This window comes from Spirillospora sp. NPDC048819, from assembly GCF_040650055.1.
Taxonomy (GTDB): domain Bacteria; phylum Actinomycetota; class Actinomycetes; order Streptosporangiales; family Streptosporangiaceae; genus Spirillospora.
The window spans coordinates 81,142-100,603 of record NZ_JBEZGN010000007.1; the positions used below are offsets into that span (position 1 = coordinate 81,142).

Consider the following 19,462-nt stretch of genomic DNA (forward strand, 5'->3'; position numbering starts at 1 on the left):
GGCGGAGACCGCCCGAACCGGCGCTCCAGGATGACGTGCCTGATCGCCGTCGGGGCGGCGGCCGCGATGCTGACCGCCGCCTGCGGGTCGCCGGGTTCGGCGGCGGACGGCGTCGACGGCGCGGACGGCGCGACCGGCCAGCTGAAGGTGACCACGCTGAGCCTGTGCAACGAGATCTCGGTGCTGTGGGCGCAGAAGAAGGGCATCTTCGAGAAGAACGGGCTGAAGGTCGAACTGGTGAAGGCCGGCGGCGGCGCCGCCGGGCTCGCCGCCGTGCAGGGCGGGTCGGCGGACCTCGCGTTCACCAACCCGTTCTCCACGATGCTCGCGATGAACAGCGGTATCGACCTCAGGTGGGTGGCGACCGCGTACGGCACGCCGAAGAAGGGGGAGACCCCCTCGAACGCGGTCCTCGTCAAGGAGGACTCGTCGATCCGGAACGGCAAGGACCTCCAGGGGAAGACCGTCGCGGTCAACGAGCTCGGCGGGATCAACCAGATCATCGTCCAGCAGTTCGTGACGGACGCGGGCGGCGACCCCAAGAAGGTCAAGTTCGTCGCGCTGCCCTTCGGTGAGCTGGCCTCGGCCGTGGCGTCGGGCAAGGTCGACGCCTCCCAGGCGCCCGAGCAGTACTCGAACACTCCCGGGGTGCGCAGCCTCGGGGACCCGTACATGCAGGTCGGCAAGGACAGGTGGCTGGTCTTCGCCGGCTACGTCGGGACCGCGAAGTTCGTCGACGAGAACACCGAGTCGATGAAGAAGTTCCTGGCGTCGCTGAAGGAGTCCAACACCGCGATCAACGACCCGGCCAACAAGGACGAGAAGTACAAGATCGAGGCGGCGCACTGCGGCCAGGACGCCGGGAAGCTGGCGACCGACCCGGAGAACCCCTACTTCGCGGACGTGCCGATGGACGCCATGAAGCAGATGGCGCAGATCCTGGTCGACCAGGGCCAGACCGACAAGCTTCCCGACGTGGAGAAGCTGGTGCCCGAGTACTCCCGGAGCTGAGGAGCCCATCGCGATGGGACGGGGTTCCGGCACCGGGTCGCGCGGCGGCGGGATCGGCGGGGGGCCGCCGGACGGCGAGTCCCCCGTCATCCAGTCGGTGCAGCGCGCCGCCACGGTTCTGAACGCCTTCACGGTGAGCCGTCCGCGTCTCACCCTCGGTGAACTCACCGCGCGGCTCGGTGTCAGCAAGCCGACCGCGCACCGCTACACCAAGGCGCTGCGGGCCGCGAACCTGCTGCGTTTCGACGCGGCGGCGGGGCTGTACTCGCTCGGGCCGCAGATCCTCACCCTGGCGGCGGCGGTGCGTTCCGGTCATCCGATCATCAGCGCGTCCGGGCCGTTCCTGGAGGAGCTGGTCCGCGAGGTGAACGAGACGGTGGTGCTGAGCGTGTGGGACGGCGAGGGGCCCATCGTGGTGCGGGTCGACGACAACGCCAACAGGCTGGTGCGGATCAGCATCCGGGCCGGTTCGCGGCTATCGCTCGAATCCGCGCAGGGCCGGCTGTTCTGCGCGTTCCTGGATCCGCCGGCCGTCCCGGGACTGCCGGGACGGCTGCGCAGGTCACGCGAGCTGCGCAGCGAACTGGCGGACATCCGCGCGAAGAACATCGCGACGAACACACCCCAGGCCACGGGGGTCCGCACGATCGCGGCGCCGGTCTTCCAGGACGCGTGCATCACGGCGGCCATCGCGATCGTCGGCACCACCGTCACGGTGCCGCCGGACACCGGCTCGCCCATGGCGAGCGCACTCGCGCGGGTCGCGGCGAGCCTGACCAAGGAACTCGGCAGCACCGGCACGGCCGGCTGAGCCCACCGGCGACCGTCCCACCTACCTGCCCAGCTACGTGCCCACCTACGTGAACAGGAGTTTTCACCATGAGCGCCGACCTCGCGCTGCACAACGCGGAGCTCGTGACACCGACGGGCCGCATGCACGCCGGTGTCGCGGTGCGCGACGGCAAGATCATCGCGATCGGCCGCGACGCCGACCTGCCCGCGGCCGACGAGACCATCGACTGCGGCGGCCGTCCGGTCCTGCCGGGCATCGTCGACCCGCACGTGCACCTGGGCGGCGGGGTGCCCTACGAGGAACTGTGCGAGACCGAGTCGGTCTCCGCGGCCGTCGGCGGCATCACCACGCTGCTGCAGTACAAGCGCAGCGCCACCTCGCTGCTCGACACGTTCGACAAGGAACGGGAGATCGCGGCCGCCCACAGCTCGTTCGACACCGCGTTCCACTTCATTCTCAACTCGATGGCCCAGATCGAGGAGATCCCCCAGTACGCCGAGCGGTTCGGCGTCCGCAGCTACAAGTTCTACATGGGCGGCTACCCGGAGGGTAATCCCATCGGCCTGGTCACCGTCTCCGACGCCGACCTCTATGAGGCCATGGCCCGCATCCGCGAACTCGGCCCGTACGCGCGGTGCATGGTGCACTGCGAGGACGACTCCCTGGTGGAGCACCTCACCGAACGGGTCAAGGCGAGCGGCCGGAACGACCTGGCCGCCTACACCGACTCGCGGCCGGGTTTCGTGGAGGAGCAGGACATCCTGCGCGCGATCTGGCTGGCGGAGCTGCAGGGATGCCCGCTGTACATTCCGCACACCACGATCGGCGCCGGCATCGACGCGGCCCACGAGGCGGGTGAACGCGGCGCGGACGTGGTGCTGGAGAGCTGCCCGCACTACCTGGCCCTCACCATCGACGACCAGCGGCTCGCCGAGCAGGGTGCGGGCGTCGGCAAGGTCGCCCCGGCGCTGCGCGGCGAGGAGGACCGGCTCCGGCTCTGGGACGGCATCCGCGACGGAAGCATCCGGACGATCGGTTCCGACCACGTCCCGCTGGTGAAGACCGGCGCGGCCCTGTGGGAGGAGAAGCCGGGCTTCGCCGGGCTCGCGACGATGCTGCCCGTGGTGCTGACCGAGGGCGTGCTGAAGGGCCGCATCGAGCTGGAGCACGTCGCCGCCGTGATGGCGGAGAACCCGGCCCGCGTGTTCGGGCTCTACCCGCGCAAGGGCGCCATCGCCGTCGGCGGCGACGCCGACTTCGTCGTGGTCGACCTCGACACCGAACGCGTCGTCGGCCCGGACGTCACCCGCAGCAAGTACACCAGCGCGTTCGAAGGGATGGCGCTGAAGGGCTGGCCCGCGATGACGATCAGGCGCGGCGAGGTGCAGCTCCGCGACGGCGAGGTGTCGGTGCGGCCCGGATCGGGCCGGGTGCTGCGCCCGTGACGAACGCAAGAGACGAGCCGTACGGAGGAACGACATGCCGCTTGACGTGACACTCGACCCGGCCGATGTCGGACTGCTGGTCATCGACCTGCAGAACGGCTTCTGCCACCCGGACGGCGCCCGCGGGCGCGCGTTCGGGGCGCAGAGCGTGGCCAAGCCGCGCGAAATGGTCCCGCACGCCCTGAGCCTGACCGAGCGCTGCCGCGCCGTCGGCATCCCGGTCTGGTTCACCCGGCAGGTGCACTTCCCCGGTGACCACGGCCGCCGGCGCCGCCGTATCCCGTCGCATCTGGACCGGCGCGGCGTGAAGCTCGAACTGTGCCACCAGGGCACCTGGGACGCCGAACTGCTCGACGAGGTCAAGGAGCGCGTCGTCAGCGACGACGAGATCATCGTCAAGCACCGCGCCAGCGCCTTCTACAACACCCGGCTGGAGAGCGTGCTGCGGATGAGCGGTGTGCAGGTGCTGGTCGTGGCGGGCACGACGACGAGTTTCTGCGTCGACTCCACCATCCGTGACGCCTACGCACGCGATTTCGACGTCGTGGTTCCGGCGGAGTGCGTGGCCGACACCGACGACGCCGCCCACGCGGCAGTGCTGGCCAGCACCGAACGCTTCCACGGCGTCGTCACCACGGCCGATGAGCTGTTCGCCGCGCTCCGGCCGGCCCCGGCCCCGGCCCCGGCCTCGGCTCCGGTCCCGGCGCCGTGACGGCCCGGCGGGAGGCACGGCGATGACGACACTCGACGTCAACGGCGCAGCGGTGGAGGTCGACGCGCGGCCCGGCGAGGCGCTGCTGCCGGTGCTGCGCGGCCGGCTCGGGCTGCGCGGCGCGAAGGAGGCGTGCGGGCGCGGCGAATGCGGGGCGTGCACCGTCCTGCTCGACGGGGTCCCGGTGATGTCGTGCGTCCTGCTGGTCGAAGAGGCGGCGCACGGGCGGGTCACGACCGTGGAGGGGCTGGCGGACGCGCAGCGTGAACTGCGCCGCGCGTTCGCCGAGGCGGGCGGATTCCAGTGCGGGTTCTGCACGCCGGGCCAGATCGTCCGGGCGGCCGCGCTGCTGGACGCGGCGGCCGGACTCAGCGATGCGGAACTGCGGCACGCGATGTCCGGCAACATCTGCCGCTGCACCGGCTACACGCAGATCATCGCCGCGATCCGGCGGGCGGCGGCGGACCGGGAGACCGCATGACCTCTCCTCGGGCGCCGCGGGTCGTCGGCACGAACGTGCCCGCGAAGAACTGGGACGAGCGGACCTCGGGCACCGACGCCTACGCCGGCGACCTCGAACCGCCGGGGACGCTGACCGCGTGGGTCCTGCGCTCGCCCCACCCGTACGCGCGGATCCTGTCCGTGGACACCGGGCGGGCGCGCCGGATGCCCGGCGTCCACGCCGTGATCACCGCGGCCGACCTTCCGGCGGACGCCGCCTACATCCACGCCGAGGGGCCCTACTCCGACCGCCGCCCGCTCGCCCGCGGCGTCGTCCGCTACGTCGGCGAGGAGGTGGCCGCGGTCGCGGCGGAGACGCCGGAACAGGCCAGGGCCGCCGCCGAGGCGATCGTGGTGCGGTACCGCCGTCCCCGGCGGTGGCCGCCGCTGACGATCGACGCGGCGTCGGCGCGGCGCGCGATCCGGCTGCACCGCCGGTCGTCCGGCGAGCCGAACGTGTCGGTGCACGACAAGGGGCACTGGGGCGATCCCGAGGCCGGCCGCGCCGCCTCCACCGTGTCCGTGGAGGGCACCTTCCATTACCCCCGGGTGTCGCACGCCTGCATGGAGCCGAACACCACGCTGGCGCACTGGCACGCCGACACCGGCGTCCTCGAACTGTGGACCTCGACGCAGGCGCCGTGGTTCATCACGACCGAGGTCGCCCACGTGCTGGGCCTCGACCCCGAGCAGGTCGTCTGCCGCGACGTCGCCGTCGGCGGCGGGTTCGGGTCGAAGTCGAAGGTGTCCGAGCACGAGGCGCTCGCCTCGGCGCTGTCGATGGCGGCCGGGCGGCCCGTCCGGCTGGCGTACTCGCGGGAGGAGGAGTTCGGGGCGACCAAGCCGCGGCACGCCTTCCGGGTGCGGCTCCGCTCGTCCGCCGACGACACCGGCCGGCTGCGCGCCCTGGACGCCCGGCTCGACGTCGACAACGGCGCGTACAACCACTACGGCCCGTCCATCATGAAGGTGGGCGTCAAGACGCTCGGCTCCATCTACCGGCCGGACGGCGTCAGCTGGGACGCCCGGCTGATCGACACGGCGCTGCCGCCCGGCGGCCAGTTCCGCGGCTACGGCAGCCCGCAGGTCGCGTTCGCCATGGAGTCGCAGGTCGACGAGCTGGCCGAACGGCTCGGCATCGATCCGATCGACCTGCGGATGCGCAACGCCAACGAGCCGGGCACCACCACGATGTCGGGCGCCCGCCTCGGCTCCGCCCGGCTCGCCGAATGCCTGGCCGCCGTGCGCGACGCGATCGGCTGGGACGACAAGCGCCGCGACCGCAGGCCGCTTCGCGGGGTGGGCGTGGCGTGCGGCATGCACGGCAGCGGCTCGTACGCGCACGGCGGCTCCAACCGCAGCGACGCCATCGTGGACCTGTTCGAGGACGGCCGCGTCCGGGTGCGGTTCGGCGGGGCCGACGCCGGCACCGGCCAGCGCACCGTCCTGGCCCAGATCGCCGCGGAGGAACTCGGCGTCCACGTGGACGACGTCGACGTGCTGATGGCCGACGGCGAACTGACCCCGTTCGACATGGGCGCCTGGTCGTCGCGCGGGACGCACATGGGCGGCCACGCCGTGCGCAAGGCCGCCGCGGAACTCGCCGAAACGGTGCGCGGGCTGGCGGCGGAGAAGCTCGGCACCGACGACATCCGTTTGGACGGAGGCCGCGCGCACGCCCCGGACGCCGACATCGGCCTCAGCGACCTGGTCGCGCTGTGCCCCGACGCACGCGACGGCATGCTCAGCAACGAGGCGTCCTACGTCGACCCGCGGATGGAGACGTTCGGGGGCGGCAACCCCCGGCCGAACGTCTCGGCCAGTTACACCTTCGCGGCCCACGCCGTCGAGGTCGAGGTCGACCCCGCCACCGGGCGGGTGCGCGTCCTGGACTACGTCGCGGCGCACGACATCGGACGGGCGATCAACCCGGTGATGGCCGAAGGGCAGGTGATCGGCGGCGTCGCGCAGGGGCTCGGCGCCGCCCTCGGCGAAGAGCTCATCTACGAGTCCGGCCGCCCCGTCAACCCGGCCTACATCAACTACGCCCTGCCCAGGGCGGCCGACCTGCCCCCGGTGCGGGTCGTCCTGATCGAAGGGGACGAGGAGGCCGGGCCGTACGACGCCAAGAGCGTCGGCGAGATGCCGATCGTGCCGCCCGCGCCCGCCGTCGCGAACGCGGTGTACGACGCGATCGGCGTGCGCATCCGCGACCTGCCGATCACCCCGGACAAGGTGCTGCGGGCCCTGGCCGAACGCGACGGCCTCCCCGCCCGCCGGCACCGGCTGGCCGCGCGGCCGTCGCGGTGGTGGATCGAGCTGCTTCGCCGGGCCTACCCGCTCGGCGTGCACTGGACGCTGCACCGGTTCGGCACCCGCCTGGCCCGCCGGGCGCCGGAACGGGAGATCGAGTCGGTGCGGCGGCCGTCCGATGCCGGTGAGGCCGTGAAGCTCACGGCCTCCGGCGGCACCGCCGTCGGCGGCAACACCGACCTCGCCCTTCAGCGGCGGCAGGGCCTGTCGGCACCGCGGACCCTGGTCCAGATCACCGGCATCCCCGCACTGCGCACGATCATCGAACGCGACGACGGCGCCCTGGACATCGGCGCGGCGGTCACGCTGGACGCCCTGGCGGCGGCGACCCGCGGCTCGCTCGACGCGGTCGCCGACGCCGTCGCGTCGATCGCGTCCGCCCAGATCCGGGCGGTCGCCACCGTGGGCGGCAACCTGGTGCAGGCCAAACGGTGCTGGTTCTTCCGCAACGGCTTCGACTGCTACAAGCGCGGCGGCGTCACCTGCCCCTGCTACGCCGTCCAGGGAGACCACCGCTTCTACCATGCGGCGATCGGCGGGCACCGCTGCCAGGCGGTGACGCCGTCCGACCTCGGCACCGTGTTCACCGCGCTCGACGCCCGGGTGATGGTGTCCGGCCCCGCCGGAGATCGGACGGTCGCGATCGGCGACTTCTACACCGGGCCGGGAGAGACATGCCTGCGGCCCGGCGAACTGGTCACGGCGGTACGCGTCCCCGCCTCAGCGCGGGAACGCCGCTGCGTGTTCGACAAGCTCCAACTGTGGGAGGGCGACTTCGCCGTCGTGTCGATCGCGCTGTCGGCCGCCGTCACCGCCGGACGCTGGAAGGACACCCGCGTCGTCCTCGGCGCGGTCGCCCCGACCCCCTGGCGCGCCCGCGCCACGGAAACGGCATGCGACGGCGCCCGCTTCGACGCCGGCCGGTTCCGCGGGCACCTCGACGGCGAACTGTCCAGGCACGGCCACCCGCTGCCGGGCAACGCCTGGAAGCTCGACGCCGCCCTCGGCATGGCCGTACGGGCAGCCGGACGAATGGGAGGAGACCCGTGAACACCGGGCACGCGACCACGGGGCATGCGACCACCGGGCATGCGACCACAGGGCGGCCACCGGGCCGTGACCCGGCCGCGCTCCTGCTCACCGCGCTGCGCGACGCCGACATCAGCGTCGTGGCCAGCCTCCCCGACTCCTGGCTGTCGCCCCTGCTGACGGCCGTCGACGCCGACGCGCGCATGCGCCACGTCAAGGTCACCAGGGAGGACGACGCGCTGGGCGTCGCCGCCGGTGTCGCGCTCGCGGGCGGGCTGGGGGCCGTCGTCTGCCAGAACGCGGGCCTGCTCGTCGGCGCCAACGCCCTCGCCGGCTACACCCATCTGCACGAGCTGCCGCTCCTCGTGGTGGCCGCGCAGCGCGGGGACGTCGACGACGGCTTCTACTACCAGGCGTACAAGGGACGCGTCGTGCCGCCCGTGCTCGACGCGCTCGGCGTGCCGTACCACCGGATGCGCGGAGGCGCCGATCCCGGCCTGGTCACCGCCGCGGCCGGCCAGGCCCGGCTGCACCGCCGGCCCGTCGTCCTGCTCCTCGACCGCGAGTCGCTGCTGGGGGAGGCCGCCCGATGAGACGCCTGACGCTGGCGCGGACCGTGGCCGCCGCCCTCACCGCCGACGACATCGTGATCTGCTCGCTGGGATCGGCCGGACGGGCCTGGCGAGAGGCGGCCGCGCCCAACCTCACGTACTACGCGTCCGACCCGATGGGCATGGCGCCCTCGCTCGCGCTCGGCTTCGCCCTGGCCCGGCCCGGAGACCGGGTGACGCTGATCGAGGGCGACGGCGACCTGGCGATGAACCTCGGCGTCCTCGCCGCGATCGCCGGGGCGGCCCCGCCGAACCTGCGCGTCGTCGTCTTCGCCAACGGCCGGTACGAGACCGGCGGCGGCCAGACGCTCGCCGGCCGTCTCGACCTGGCCGCCGCCGCCAAAGCGTGCGGCTGGGAACGGGCCGAATCACCGCCGGAGGACGCCGGCGAAGCCGACGTAGCGGACGCCGTCCGGCGGATGTACGCCGCCGGCGGCCCGGCCATGGTCGTCCAGGCGGTGGAGCCCGAGGCATCGCCCTACCCCGAGGCGGGCCGCTGGTCGCAGGCCGAGGACAAGGCCGTCTTCCAGCGGGAACTCGCCGCCCGTGAACAGCTTGGAGGCCGATCATGAGCACGCCGGACGCCACGAAGGGCAGAACGCTCATCCGCGGTGGGCACGTCTTCGACCTGGCATCGGAGTTCGGGGTGACCGACGTCCTGGTCGAGGACGGCGTCATCACCCGCGTCGGCCCGGACCTCGACGCGGACGGCGCGGAGGTCCTCGACGCGTCCGCGCGCATCGTGATCCCGGGACTGGTCAACGCCCACACGCATTCCAACCAGACCATCGAACGGGGACTCTGCGACGACCTGCCGCTCGACACCTGGATGGTGCTCGCCAGCTACGGCGGGGCGGGCGCCCGGCTCAGCCCGCGTGAGCTGTACGTGTCGGCCATGCTCGGCGCGATCCAGATGCTGCGCACCGGGACGACGAGCGTCCTCGACTGCGCCCGCGCCGACCACGAGTGGATGGGCGACGGCCTGGACGCCATCACCCGCGCCTATGTCGACTCGGGCATGCGGGCCAATGTCGCCGCGCAGTACAGCGACCTGGACTTCTTCTCGTCGCTGCCGCTGGACCTGATCGACGGCACCGAAGACCTCGTCCGCCCGCCCCGCGCGAAACCGGACGTCGTCCTCGGGGAGGTGCTCGCCTACATCGACCGCTGGAACGGAACCCATCCGCGCATCACGCCGATGCTCGGGCCGTCCTCCCTGCCGCGCTGCTCCACCGACCTCTTCAAGGCCAGCGCGGAGACGGCCCGCGACCGCGGCCTGCGCCTCCAGACGCACCTGCTGTCGGCCAAGTCGCAGATCCACGTGGCGGACACGCGCTACGGCACCTCGACGGTCGAGTTCCTCGAACGCATCGGCTGCCTGGGCCCCTGGGCGTCGTTCGCCCACGCCATCTGGCTCGACGACGACGAGATCGCCAGGTTCGCCGCCTCCGACGCGGTCGCGGTGCACAACCCGGTCAGCAACCTCAAACTCGGGGCCGGTGTGGCGCCCGTACCGGACATGCTGCGCGCCGGGGCCGCGGTGGCGCTCGGCTCCGACGGCGCCAGCAGCAACGACAGCCAGAACATGTGGGAGACGGTCAAGATGGCCGCGCTGCTGCCGCGGGCGCACGGCGAGCCGGAATCCTGGCCGGGCGCGTCGTCCGTCCTCGGCATGTGCTGGGACGGCGGGGCGCGCGCCCTCGGCGTCCCGCTCGGGCGCATCGCCCCGGGCCACCGCGCGGACCTCGTCCTGCTGCGCACCAGCGAAGTGTTCGTCGCGCCCAAGGAACAGGTCGCCTACCAGCTCGCCTACGGCGACATGGGCAACGCCGTCGACACCGTCCTGGTCGACGGGGAGACGGTCGTGCGCGACGGTAAGGTGATCGCGGTCGACGTCGACGCCATCCTCGCCGAGGCGGCCGAGCTGGCGGCACGTGTCTGGAAGGGACTGCCGGACCGCCTCACGAACTACGAGCGCACCGCGCCCCTGCTCCAGCGCCTGGAGAACGAGGTCCGCCGCCGCCCATGGTCGCGCTCGTCCCGGCAGGACCGCGCCTGATGCCGACCGCTCTTTGAGGTTCCCGGACGCCTCCGGTAGGAGATCGTCCGGGACGGCACGGTGATCGGACTGAGGCAGAGGTGTGATGATCTGGACGAGGAAGCGCGGCGACTCCCAGACCCGGGCCAGGAGGCGCGCGCTCCTCGCTCAGCTCTCCGGGCCCGTGCGGCGCTTCCTGGCGACGGAGGTGGGCGGCTCGGCCCTGCTGCTGGTGGCCGTCGTGGTCGCCCTGCTCTGGGCCAACTCCCCATGGTCGGACCAGTACGAGTCCCTGTGGGCGACGGAGGCGTCCCTGTCGCTCGGGGGCGCCGACCTGACGATGGACCTGGGGCACTGGGTCAGCGACGGCCTGATGGCCCTGTTCTTCTTCGTGATCGGCCTGGAGGTCCGGTACGAGCTCTCCGTCGGTGAGCTCAGGGAACCCCGCCGGGTCGTCCTCCCTATCGTGGGCGGCGTCGGCGGGATGCTGGTTCCCGCGCTCCTGTACCTGCTGGTCGCGCCCGGGGGAGAGGCCGCGAACGGCTGGGCCATCGTCATCGGCACCGACACGGCGTTCATGCTGGGCGCCCTCGCCGTGGTCGGCCCCACGTTCGCGACGCAGCTGCGCATCTTCCTGCTGGCGCTCACCGTCATCGACGACATCGTGGCCGTGAGCGTGATCGGCTTCGTCTATTCGGAGACCGTCCGAATGCTGCCGCTCCTCGCCATGTTCGTCCTCTGCGGGGTGGCGGTGGTTCTGAGCCGCCGGGGGGTTTGGCGTGCGGCGCCGTACGTGGTCGCCGTCCTCGCGCTGTGGCTCGCCACCATTCAGGCGGGGCTCCACGCGTCCATCGCGGGGATGCTCGGCGGTCTCCTCGTGCCCGCGCACAAGCCCGTCCGGGAGGCGGTCGAGAAGGCGGCCCGCAGCTTCCGCGCCTTCCGGCAGTCCCCCATGGCCGACGTGGGAATGACGGCCCGGGTGGGGCTCCAGCGCGCGGTGTCGGTCAACGAGCGGCTGCAGACGACGCTGCACCCCTGGAGCAGCTACTTCATCGTCCCGGTGTTCGCGCTGGCGAACGCGGGCGTCGACCTGCGCGGCGGCCTTCTCGGCGAGGCGCTCACCTCACCGGTCACGTGGGCGGTGATCATCGGCCTCGTCCTGGGGAAACCCCTGGGAGTCGGGCTCGGCGCCGTCTTCGGCACACGCTTCGGCCTCGGGAAACTGCCCCAGGGGGTCAGCGTCGAGCACGTGTTCGGCGGCGCCGCACTGTCCGGCATCGGATTCACCGTCTCGCTGCTGATCGTCCGCCTGGCGTTCGAGGACGAGGCCGTCCGCGACCAGGCGACCGTCGGGGTGCTGCTGGCGGCGGTGCTGGCGACCGCCCTCGGGTGGCTCGTGTTCCACGCCGCCGCGGTCCTGCGCGGCCAGGAGCACGCGGACCTGCCGCGGTTCCTCGACCGGCCGGTGGACCCGGAGACGGACCACATCAGAGGCCCGCACGACGCGCCGCTCACCCTCGTCGAATACGGCGACTTCGAATGCCCGTTCTGCGCCCGCTCCACGGGCGTCGCGCGCGAGCTGCGGGAGCGCTTCGGCGACGACCTGCGGTACGTGTTCCGGCACCTGCCGCTCCCCGACGTGCACCCCTACGCCGAACTGGGGGCGCACGCCGCGGTCGCCGCCGACAGGCAGGGACGCTTCTGGGAAATGCACGACCTGCTTTTCGAGCACCAGGACGAACTCCAATACGAGGACGTCGCCGGCTACGCCGCCGACCTCGGTCTGGACGTCGAGCAGTTCCTCCGCGACCTCGATGACGAGAGCACGTCCGCCCGGATCCGGGTGGACGTCACCAGCGCCGAGGCCAGCGGAGCACGCGGCACGCCCACCTTCTTCATCGGCGAACGCCGCCACACCGGCCCGTACGACGCGGAGACCCTCGCCCGGGAACTCCAGGAATCAGCCGCCGACGCACCCTGACTCCGTCCGCCGACCTGTTCACGCAGCGACGGACGTACCTCGGAAGGCCAGTACGAGCCTGGACGGGGGACGGTTCACCGCCCCCCGCCCAGTGAGGATCAGGGCCAGCCCTGGATTCCGGCGCCGTACGGGTAGAGGGGGTCGCCGTAGTCGGTGGGAGGTGGCTGGCCGGCGTCGATGCGGGCGTGGATCTCGGCGCGTTCGGCGGCCGTGGCCCCGAGGTCGTACGGGATGTTCCAGTTCTCCACGGCGTCCTCGGGCCGGTCGACGCCGCCGGGCTTGAGGATCTGGTCGACGCTGCGCGGCAGCTGCCAGGGGAGTCGTCCGCTCGGCTCGAAGTCGCCGAACAGGAGGCTCGCGGTCGCCGGGCCGACCTCCTCGCCGCCGCGGTAGGTCATCACGATGGCGTCGGCCAGGCCGTTCCATTCGGTGATGACGGTCGGACGCGGCAGGTCCATCACGACGACCACCGGGACGCCGCGGTCGTGGAAGTCCCGGATGACGGCGAGCTGGTCGGGCGGCAGGTAGGGCCGCTCGTTCACCCAGGCGGTGGCGTGGGTGTAGGTGGGTTCGCCGACGGCCACGACGGCCAGGTCGGGCGACGGCGCGTCGTTGTGGTGGACGTTCACGCCCTCCTTCGCCGCCCGCGCCCTGATCGCGTCCAGCAGGGTGAGCGAGCCGTACTCGGCGTGGAAGTAGCTCGTCCAGATGCAGCAGGCGGTGCCGTCGGTGGCGCGCGGCCCGGCCACCACGAGGTCGTCGCCCTCGCCGAGGCCGATCGGCAGGACGCCGTCGTTCTTCAGGACGGTGAGCGACTCGCGCGCCGCCTGGTTCGCGAGCGCGGCGTACGACGGCTGGTGGAAGCGGTAGGGGCCGTTCACCGGGTCGCCGTAGGGGCGGTCGAAGACGCCGAGCTTGAACTTCAGCCGCAGGACGCGGGTCACGGCGTCGTCGATCCGGGAGATCGGCACCTGTGCGGTGAAGTCGGCCATGGAGAACCCGGACGCGCCGGGGTCCGCGCCGCCCATCACGTCGGACCCCGCGTTGGCGGCGCTGACCCAGGCGCCGGACGGCAGCCAGTCGGTCGTGATCAGGCCCGTGTAGCCGAGCCGGTCGCGCAGGTAACGCAGGATCGGCGCGCTGTTCCCGGCGCCGGGACCGCCCGGATCGAGGAGCTCGCTGCCCGCGTACCCGGGCATGATGTTGACGGCCCCGGCGTCCATCGCGGCCCGCCACGGGATCATGTGGTGCTTGATCGACACCTCGTCGTAGGTGATGCCGGCCTCGCCGCCGGCGCCTTCGCCGGGCCAGTGCTTGACGGTCGCGAGGACCGAGCCCGGGTTCAGTTCCGGCCCGCCCTGCAGCCCGGCGACCAGCGCCCGGACCTGAGCCGCCGCCACCTGCGCGTTCTCGCCGTTGCCCTCCTGGATGCGCGGGTAGAGCACCTTCGTGCCGACCTCGGCGAGCGGCCCGAGGACGCCGCGGGTCCCGACCTCCAGCTGCTCGCGTCGCTGCATGTCGCCGAGCCTGTAGTCGAGCGGGTAGTTCTTCGCCGCGGCCAGGGCGCTCTGGAGCGGATAGGTGGTCTTGTAGCCGGCGATCGTGTCACCGGCCGACACCGGCGGGATGCCGAGGCGGGTACCGGCGGCGCCGCGCAGCACGTCGTGGAGGTCGCCCGCCTGCGCCGGGCCGAAATGCCAGCCGGACCGCGCGTACGCCTGCGCGTTGTAGAACATCTGGTACGCCTTCTCCTCGGTGGTCATCCTGCCGAGAAGGTCGTTCACGCGGTCCTGCACGGGACGCCGCCAGTCCTCGTAGGGCTCGATCGCGCCGTTCTTGTTGAGGTCCCGGGCGCCGTTGATCACGTTGACGCCGTCGTCGACGGTCTCGATCTGCGGGAGGTAGACGCTGAAGGTGCGGATATTGGACGTGGTTCTCCCGCCCGACCCGTTCACCGCGACGACGAACCATTTGTAGGTCCACCGGTCGCTGATGTCCCAGGACGGCGTGTAGGTGTTGCCGGACGTTTCGGCGACCTTGGTGTAGAGGTCCAGCAGCGAGCCCGAATCGGTGAAGTCGTAATCGGTGCGGCTGACGTTGAGCCACACTTCGTAGCGCGCGGTGCCGGGGACGTCCGCCCAGGAGAAGGCGGGACGCCGTGTGTCCGTGACCATCGCGTGGTCGGCGGGCGCCGACAGCGCGAACTGGTTCGTGGTCCCCGGCGCCCGCGTCGGCGGCGAGAGCAGGGGCGGTGCGGTGGCGGTGGAGTCGACGGTGCCGAACACCTGGAACTCCCAGAGCGAGTATCCGTAACCGGTGGCGCGGGACGTTCCGGTGAACCGGATGTAGCGGCCCTTGCCGGACACGTCGAGGTTCTCGGTGCCGCCCTTGCCGGTGGTCGTGGAGTAGACGGTCGTCCAGGACGTGCCGTCGCCGGACACGTCGAGGCGGTAGCCGGTCGCGTACGCCGACTCCCAGTTCAGCGTCACCCCGGTGATCGTCGCGGTGCCGCCGAGGTCGACGCGGAGCCACTGGTCGTCGCTGAACTCGCTGGACCAGCGGGTGGTGGTGCGGCCGTCCAGCGCCGCCGCCGGGGCGTTGCCGCCCTCCCAGGAGGAGGCCGACACCTGCTTGAACGCCGAGATCGGCGTCGTCCCGGACGGCGGCGGCTGGTCTCCGGAGTCGCCGTAGACGGAGAACTCCCACAGGGAGTAGCCGTAGCCGGTGGCGCGGGCGGTGCCGTACATCCGGATGTAGCGGCCGTTGCCGGTGACGTCGAGGGTCTGGTCGCCGCCGGTTCCGCTGGTGGTGGAGTAGACGGTCGTCCAGTCGGTGCCGTTGCCGGACACCTGGATCTGGAAGGCGGTCGCGTACGCCGCCTCCCAGTCCAGGACGACCTGGCTGATGTTCTTGCCGTCACCCAGGTCGATCTGCACCCACTGCGGGTCGCTGAACGCGCTGGACCAGCGGGTTCCGGCGTCGCCGTCCACCACCGCGGAGGCGGGGAAGGCGGCGCCCTCGCTGGACGACGCCGTCGCCGGCCTGTTCAGCGACAGCAGCGCCGCCGCTTGCGCGGGGTGCGCGGGGACGGTGAAGAGCGCGGCGAGCACCGCGAGCACGGTGAAGGCGGTCGTCCATCTTTGCCGCTGGTCTGCGGTCATGGCGTTCTCCTGCGCTTACCAGCCGACGGCGACCAGGAGGTACTGCGGGTCGCCGTGCGAGATGAAGGAGGAGCGGCCGGCGTAGTCGTCGTACGGGAAGCCGTAGGCGAGGCCGCCGATCGCGTGGTCGTGCCAGAACTTCGCGTAGTAGTTCGCGGGCGCGGCCTGGTAGAAGCCGGACGGGTCGGACCACTGCGACTGCGGCAGGTGCGCGACGTGCCGGTTGAGTGCGGAGCACATCCCCGGGTCGCCCGCCATCGGCCCCGAGCAGCCGACGATCTCCGATGTGGTGGCGGACACGCCGACGGACGCGGCGTAGCCGCTGAAGTAGCCGGCGTGGGCGCCGCCGGGTTGGAACGCGGGTGCGGACCGGGGGGCCGGGATCTGATACGGCGCCTCGATCGTCGCCAGGGCGTCGAACTCGTCCGGCACCTCGTCGATGAACCGCTGGAAGGTGGCGGAGCGGTCCTCCTGGAAGGTGGCGAGGTCCTCGCCGACGGACACGTCGTACCCGTCGTGGGCGTGCAGGCGCATGGCGAGCTTGAGGCCGAACCCGTCGACCCGGGTGGTGTTGCCGTTGAACACGTCAGCGCCGACGGTGAACTCGATGAAGTCGCGGTACCGGCTGTCGGGTGAACCGAGGTAGAAGTACATCCGGCCGGCGGAGTTGACCGGCATGTCCAGGTACGGCTGCTCGGCGATCGAGTGGACCTGCCCGTTGAAGCTCCAGTAGACCTGGCTGTCGGGATACTGGCCGTTCGTCCTGTTGAGGACCTTGACCATGACGACGTTCTGCGCGGGCGGGATCGTCGAGGTGTCGCCCCAGAAGTCGTCGTCCGGGGGCGTGACCGACCCGGTCGTGCGGACGCCGAACGACCACAGCGAGTAGCCCCACTGGGTGGCGCGCGTCGTCCCGTACAGCCGGACGTAGCGGCCGTTACCGGTGACGTTGAGGGTCTGGTCGCCGCCGGTTCCGGACGAGGTGGAGTAGACGGTCGTCCAGTTGGACGCGTTGTCGGACACCTGGATCTGGAACGCGCTGCCGTAGGCGGTCTCCCAGTCGAGGACGACCTGGCAGATGTCCTGGCTGGATCCGAGGTCGACCTGGAGCCATTGCGGGTCGCTGAACGCGCTGGACCAGCGGGTTCCGGGGTTGCCGTCGACGGCGGCGGAGGCGGGATAGGACGCGCTCTCGGTGGACGAGGCGGTGGCGGGGCGGTTCAGCGCGGCGTCGGCCGTACCGCACGCGGCGGCGCCGGCCGAGGCCGACAGCACCAGGGAGCCGGGGAGAAGGAGCAGCAGGGCGGTCATCGCCGAAGCGACGGGGAGCTTCATGGGGCATCTCCAGTTCGAGGGGGTGGAGGAGATGGGGGGTGGGCCCCTGCGGGCCCGCCCGAACGCGGGCCCGCAGGGGAGGTCCGGCCGTGGATCAGGGGAAGCTGACCACGTTGGCCGGGACGGTGTCGGTACCGGACGCCTCCGGCCCGGTGTCGTTGATGACGTGCCGGATCACGCCGTTGCCGCCCAGCGAGACCGTGAGCACGTCGTGGAAGCGCACGCCGGAGCGGACGGGGACCTCGAAGCCGCGCGCGGCCACGATCGACGGGTTGACGTTGAAGTAGCAGTAGCTGCCGAGACCCCAGCCCTCGTGGGTGGTGACCGAGTCGGCGACCTTGTAGGCGGCGTAGCCGTCGGGGGAGTCGCTCCGCCAGGCGGACTGGGTCGGCGGGTCGTACGGCATCTCGTTCTGGAAGAAGATCACCTTTCCGCCGTCGCCGTTCCAGATCAGCTGGTACTTCTGGTAGTGCTCGACGAACAGCCCGTAGGCGGTGACGTCGTCGCCGTTGACGATGACGCCGTTGTCGGCGGTGTTGACCGTCCAGCCGATCCCGTCGCCGTGGTCTCCCCGCCACGCCCAGATGTGGTCGAGGAGGACGTCGTCGCTGTTCACGACCATGCTCTTGGACGCCTTGCCCGGTCCGGCGCCGCCGATCCGGAAGAAGACGTCCTGGACGGACGTCGGGTCGCCGGCGTGGTCGGCGCCCGCGCCGTCCGGCCCGAGCCGGAGCAGCACCGGCGAGTTGACCGGGCCGGCGTCGAACAGCAGCCCGGCCAGCTTGACGCCGTCGACGTCGGCCACGGTCATCGCCGTGATCCCGTTGTCGGGGATGAGCGTCGGGTAGCCGATGCCGAGGACCACGGCGTCGGAGCGGCCGACGTCGATCGTCTGGTCGAGGTGGTAGATGCCGGGCGTGAACAGCAGGTTCAGGCCCTGGTCCAGCGCCGCGTTGAGGGTGGCGGCCGAGACGCCCGGCTTGGCCACGTAGAACTGCGACAGCGGGATCGACGAGCCCGGCGTCGAGCCGCCGGACCAGGTCGTCCCGCGCGAGTTGCGCCGCAACGCGGGGACGAACACGTTGTACGAGCCGGAGGAGTCGACGTACAGGTACGGCTTCTCCCTGGTCACCGGGCTGGTGTCCAGCGTGGTGTAGGGCGGGTTCGGGAAGCTCTGCGCGGGTGCGCCCTCGACGCCGGAGAACACCATGTTCCACACGCCGTTGAGGTTGCCGCCGATCTGGCTGTCCCGCGTCAGCCACTGCTGCTGTGAGTACGGCTGGACCTGGCCGTCGACCTTGGAGTCGGCCATGTAGCCGCCGCTGGCCCAGCCGTAACCGGTCGGCGCGAGGTTCAGGTTCCCCCGGACGTGGATGCGCCGGAACGGCGCGGCCTGCGAGACCGCCCACCGGTTCGTCCCGCCGGGCGGGCTGATCGACAGGTTCTCGGCGGACCGCCAGAAGTTCTGGGTGGCGTTGCCGCCGAACCAGCCCGCGTCCACGGTGACGCCGTCGAGGGTGACGTCGTCGGGGTTGCGGCCGAGGCCCATGATCGAGGTGTAGAAGCCGACGTTAGCGTTGACGTCGTAGTTGCCGGGCTTGAACATCAGCGCGTACCGGGCCGACCCGAACTGGCTGCTCTCCTGCTCGCGGAAGACCGTGTCGAGCCTGCCCTGGATCTCGGACGCGCTCATCGACGGGTCGAACACCACGACGTTCGGGCCGAGGTCGCCGCCGCCGCCGGGCAGGGTGCCGTCGCCGGAGCCGGTGTGCACGGCCATCCCGAACAGCGAGTATCCCCACTGGGTGGCGCGGGCCGTCCCGTACATGCGGACGTACCGTCCTTCGCCGGTGACGTTGAGGCTCTGCGTCCCACCCGTTCCGCCGGCGGTCGAGTAGACGGTCGTCCAGTCGGAGGCGTTGCCGGACACCTGGATCTGGAACGCGCTGCCGTAGGCCGCCTCCCAGTTCAGCACGACCTGGCAGATTTCCTGGCTGGATCCGAGGTCGACCTGGAGCCATTGGGGGTCGCTGAACGCGCTGGACCAGCGGGTTCCGGGGTTGCCGTCGACGGCTGCGGAGGCGGGGAAGGACGCGCTCTCGGTGGACGAGGCGGTGGCGGGGCGGTTCAGCGCGGCGTCCGCCGTACCGCACGCGGCCGCCGCGGCCCGGCCGACCGGACCGGGTACGGCGAGAACGACCACGAGCAGAAGGGCGAAGGCGCCGGCCGTCCAGGATCTTCTCCCGGACGGCGCAAGGGGTGGGACGGGATGCATGCGCATCTCCTTCGGGGTGGGGGAGAGGTGCGGGGCCCCTTACATCACACGTTATTTCACAACGTGATTTAAATCGTGGAATAACTACCCCGTCAAGGCCCAAGCCCGCACCGGACCGCGAGCGGGCGTGAAAGCTTTCACGGCCGCATGACGGATCGTGCGGGTCGGGGTTAACCTCCCTTCTGGGAGCGCTCCCAATCCGGCCATACCCCCGCAACCGGAACGGAGACCTCGCACATGCACAACCGAATACGACT

Annotated in this window: 13 protein-coding genes; 10 read left to right on the forward strand and 3 right to left on the reverse strand. The window is 71.7% G+C overall.

Going from position 1 to position 19,462, the window contains the following annotated elements; translation table 11 throughout:
* The first annotated feature begins 30 nt into the window (after positions 1-30).
* From AB0C35_RS12595 to nhaA, 10 genes are all read left to right on the forward strand, one after another.
* Complete coding sequence (locus AB0C35_RS12595; RefSeq protein WP_358453926.1) at positions 31-1,011, forward strand: ABC transporter substrate-binding protein; 981 nt, start codon at positions 31-33, stop codon at positions 1,009-1,011.
* Positions 1,012-1,024: 13 nt separating this feature from the next.
* Positions 1,025-1,822: an IclR family transcriptional regulator gene (locus tag AB0C35_RS12600; protein WP_358453929.1), complete on the forward strand. Its 798-nt coding sequence runs from the start codon at positions 1,025-1,027 to the stop codon at positions 1,820-1,822.
* Between the two features lie 68 nt (positions 1,823-1,890).
* A complete protein-coding gene (locus tag AB0C35_RS12605) occupies positions 1,891-3,249 on the forward strand; it encodes an amidohydrolase family protein (protein WP_358453932.1) in 1,359 nt (452 codons plus the stop codon).
* 34 nt (positions 3,250-3,283) lie between these two features.
* Positions 3,284-3,961, forward strand: a complete 678-nt coding sequence (locus AB0C35_RS12610; RefSeq protein WP_358453934.1) for an isochorismatase family cysteine hydrolase — start codon at positions 3,284-3,286, stop codon at positions 3,959-3,961.
* A gap of 22 nt (positions 3,962-3,983) precedes the next feature.
* On the forward strand, positions 3,984-4,442 hold the full coding sequence (locus tag AB0C35_RS12615) for a 2Fe-2S iron-sulfur cluster-binding protein (protein WP_358453935.1): 459 nt from the start codon (positions 3,984-3,986) through the stop codon (positions 4,440-4,442).
* Positions 4,439-7,825, forward strand: a complete 3,387-nt coding sequence (locus AB0C35_RS12620; RefSeq protein WP_358453937.1) for a molybdopterin cofactor-binding domain-containing protein — start codon at positions 4,439-4,441, stop codon at positions 7,823-7,825. Before AB0C35_RS12615 ends, AB0C35_RS12620 begins: the two co-directional genes overlap by 4 nt.
* Positions 7,822-8,397, forward strand: a complete 576-nt coding sequence (locus AB0C35_RS12625; protein WP_358453938.1) for a thiamine pyrophosphate-binding protein — start codon at positions 7,822-7,824, stop codon at positions 8,395-8,397. Before AB0C35_RS12620 ends, AB0C35_RS12625 begins: the two co-directional genes overlap by 4 nt.
* Complete coding sequence (locus tag AB0C35_RS12630) at positions 8,394-8,987, forward strand: thiamine pyrophosphate-dependent enzyme (RefSeq protein ID WP_358453941.1); 594 nt, start codon at positions 8,394-8,396, stop codon at positions 8,985-8,987. The genes AB0C35_RS12625 and AB0C35_RS12630 overlap by 4 nt, the downstream gene beginning before the upstream one ends.
* Positions 8,984-10,474 carry an amidohydrolase gene (locus AB0C35_RS12635; RefSeq protein ID WP_358453943.1) on the forward strand — a complete coding sequence of 497 codons (1,491 nt, stop codon included), beginning with the start codon at positions 8,984-8,986 and terminating at the stop codon, positions 10,472-10,474. The genes AB0C35_RS12630 and AB0C35_RS12635 overlap by 4 nt, the downstream gene beginning before the upstream one ends.
* Before the next feature lie 85 nt (positions 10,475-10,559).
* Positions 10,560-12,434, forward strand: coding sequence for a Na+/H+ antiporter NhaA (nhaA, locus tag AB0C35_RS12640; protein WP_358453945.1), 1,875 nt, complete (start codon positions 10,560-10,562; stop codon positions 12,432-12,434).
* Between the two features lie 98 nt (positions 12,435-12,532).
* Here the strand turns inward: nhaA and AB0C35_RS12645 are convergent, their stop codons facing one another.
* The 3 genes from AB0C35_RS12645 to AB0C35_RS12655 form a co-directional block, all read right to left on the reverse strand.
* A complete protein-coding gene (locus AB0C35_RS12645; protein ID WP_358453948.1) occupies positions 12,533-15,595 on the reverse strand; it encodes a discoidin domain-containing protein in 3,063 nt (1,020 codons plus the stop codon).
* 15 nt (positions 15,596-15,610) lie between these two features.
* Positions 15,611-16,930, reverse strand: a complete 1,320-nt coding sequence (locus AB0C35_RS12650; protein WP_358453950.1) for a beta-1,3-glucanase family protein — start codon at positions 16,928-16,930, stop codon at positions 15,611-15,613.
* Positions 16,931-17,024: 94 nt separating this feature from the next.
* Positions 17,025-19,205 carry a discoidin domain-containing protein gene (locus tag AB0C35_RS12655; RefSeq protein WP_358453952.1) on the reverse strand — a complete coding sequence of 727 codons (2,181 nt, stop codon included), beginning with the start codon at positions 19,203-19,205 and terminating at the stop codon, positions 17,025-17,027.
* Positions 19,206-19,462 lie beyond the last annotated feature (257 nt).

Coding starts and splice junctions, on each gene's coding strand:
- AB0C35_RS12595 (WP_358453926.1), top strand. CDS start 31: ATGACGTGCCTGATCGCCGTCGGGGCGGCGGCCGCGATGCTGACCGCC.
- AB0C35_RS12600 (WP_358453929.1), top strand. CDS start 1,025: ATGGGACGGGGTTCCGGCACCGGGTCGCGCGGCGGCGGGATCGGCGGG.
- AB0C35_RS12605 (WP_358453932.1), top strand. CDS start 1,891: ATGAGCGCCGACCTCGCGCTGCACAACGCGGAGCTCGTGACACCGACG.
- AB0C35_RS12610 (WP_358453934.1), top strand. CDS start 3,284: ATGCCGCTTGACGTGACACTCGACCCGGCCGATGTCGGACTGCTGGTC.
- AB0C35_RS12615 (WP_358453935.1), top strand. CDS start 3,984: ATGACGACACTCGACGTCAACGGCGCAGCGGTGGAGGTCGACGCGCGG.
- AB0C35_RS12620 (WP_358453937.1), top strand. CDS start 4,439: ATGACCTCTCCTCGGGCGCCGCGGGTCGTCGGCACGAACGTGCCCGCG.
- AB0C35_RS12630 (WP_358453941.1), top strand. CDS start 8,394: ATGAGACGCCTGACGCTGGCGCGGACCGTGGCCGCCGCCCTCACCGCC.
- AB0C35_RS12635 (WP_358453943.1), top strand. CDS start 8,984: ATGAGCACGCCGGACGCCACGAAGGGCAGAACGCTCATCCGCGGTGGG.
- nhaA (WP_358453945.1), top strand. CDS start 10,560: ATGATCTGGACGAGGAAGCGCGGCGACTCCCAGACCCGGGCCAGGAGG.
- AB0C35_RS12645 (WP_358453948.1), bottom strand. CDS start 15,595: ATGACCGCAGACCAGCGGCAAAGATGGACGACCGCCTTCACCGTGCTC.
- AB0C35_RS12650 (WP_358453950.1), bottom strand. CDS start 16,930: ATGAAGCTCCCCGTCGCTTCGGCGATGACCGCCCTGCTGCTCCTTCTC.
- AB0C35_RS12655 (WP_358453952.1), bottom strand. CDS start 19,205: ATGCATCCCGTCCCACCCCTTGCGCCGTCCGGGAGAAGATCCTGGACG.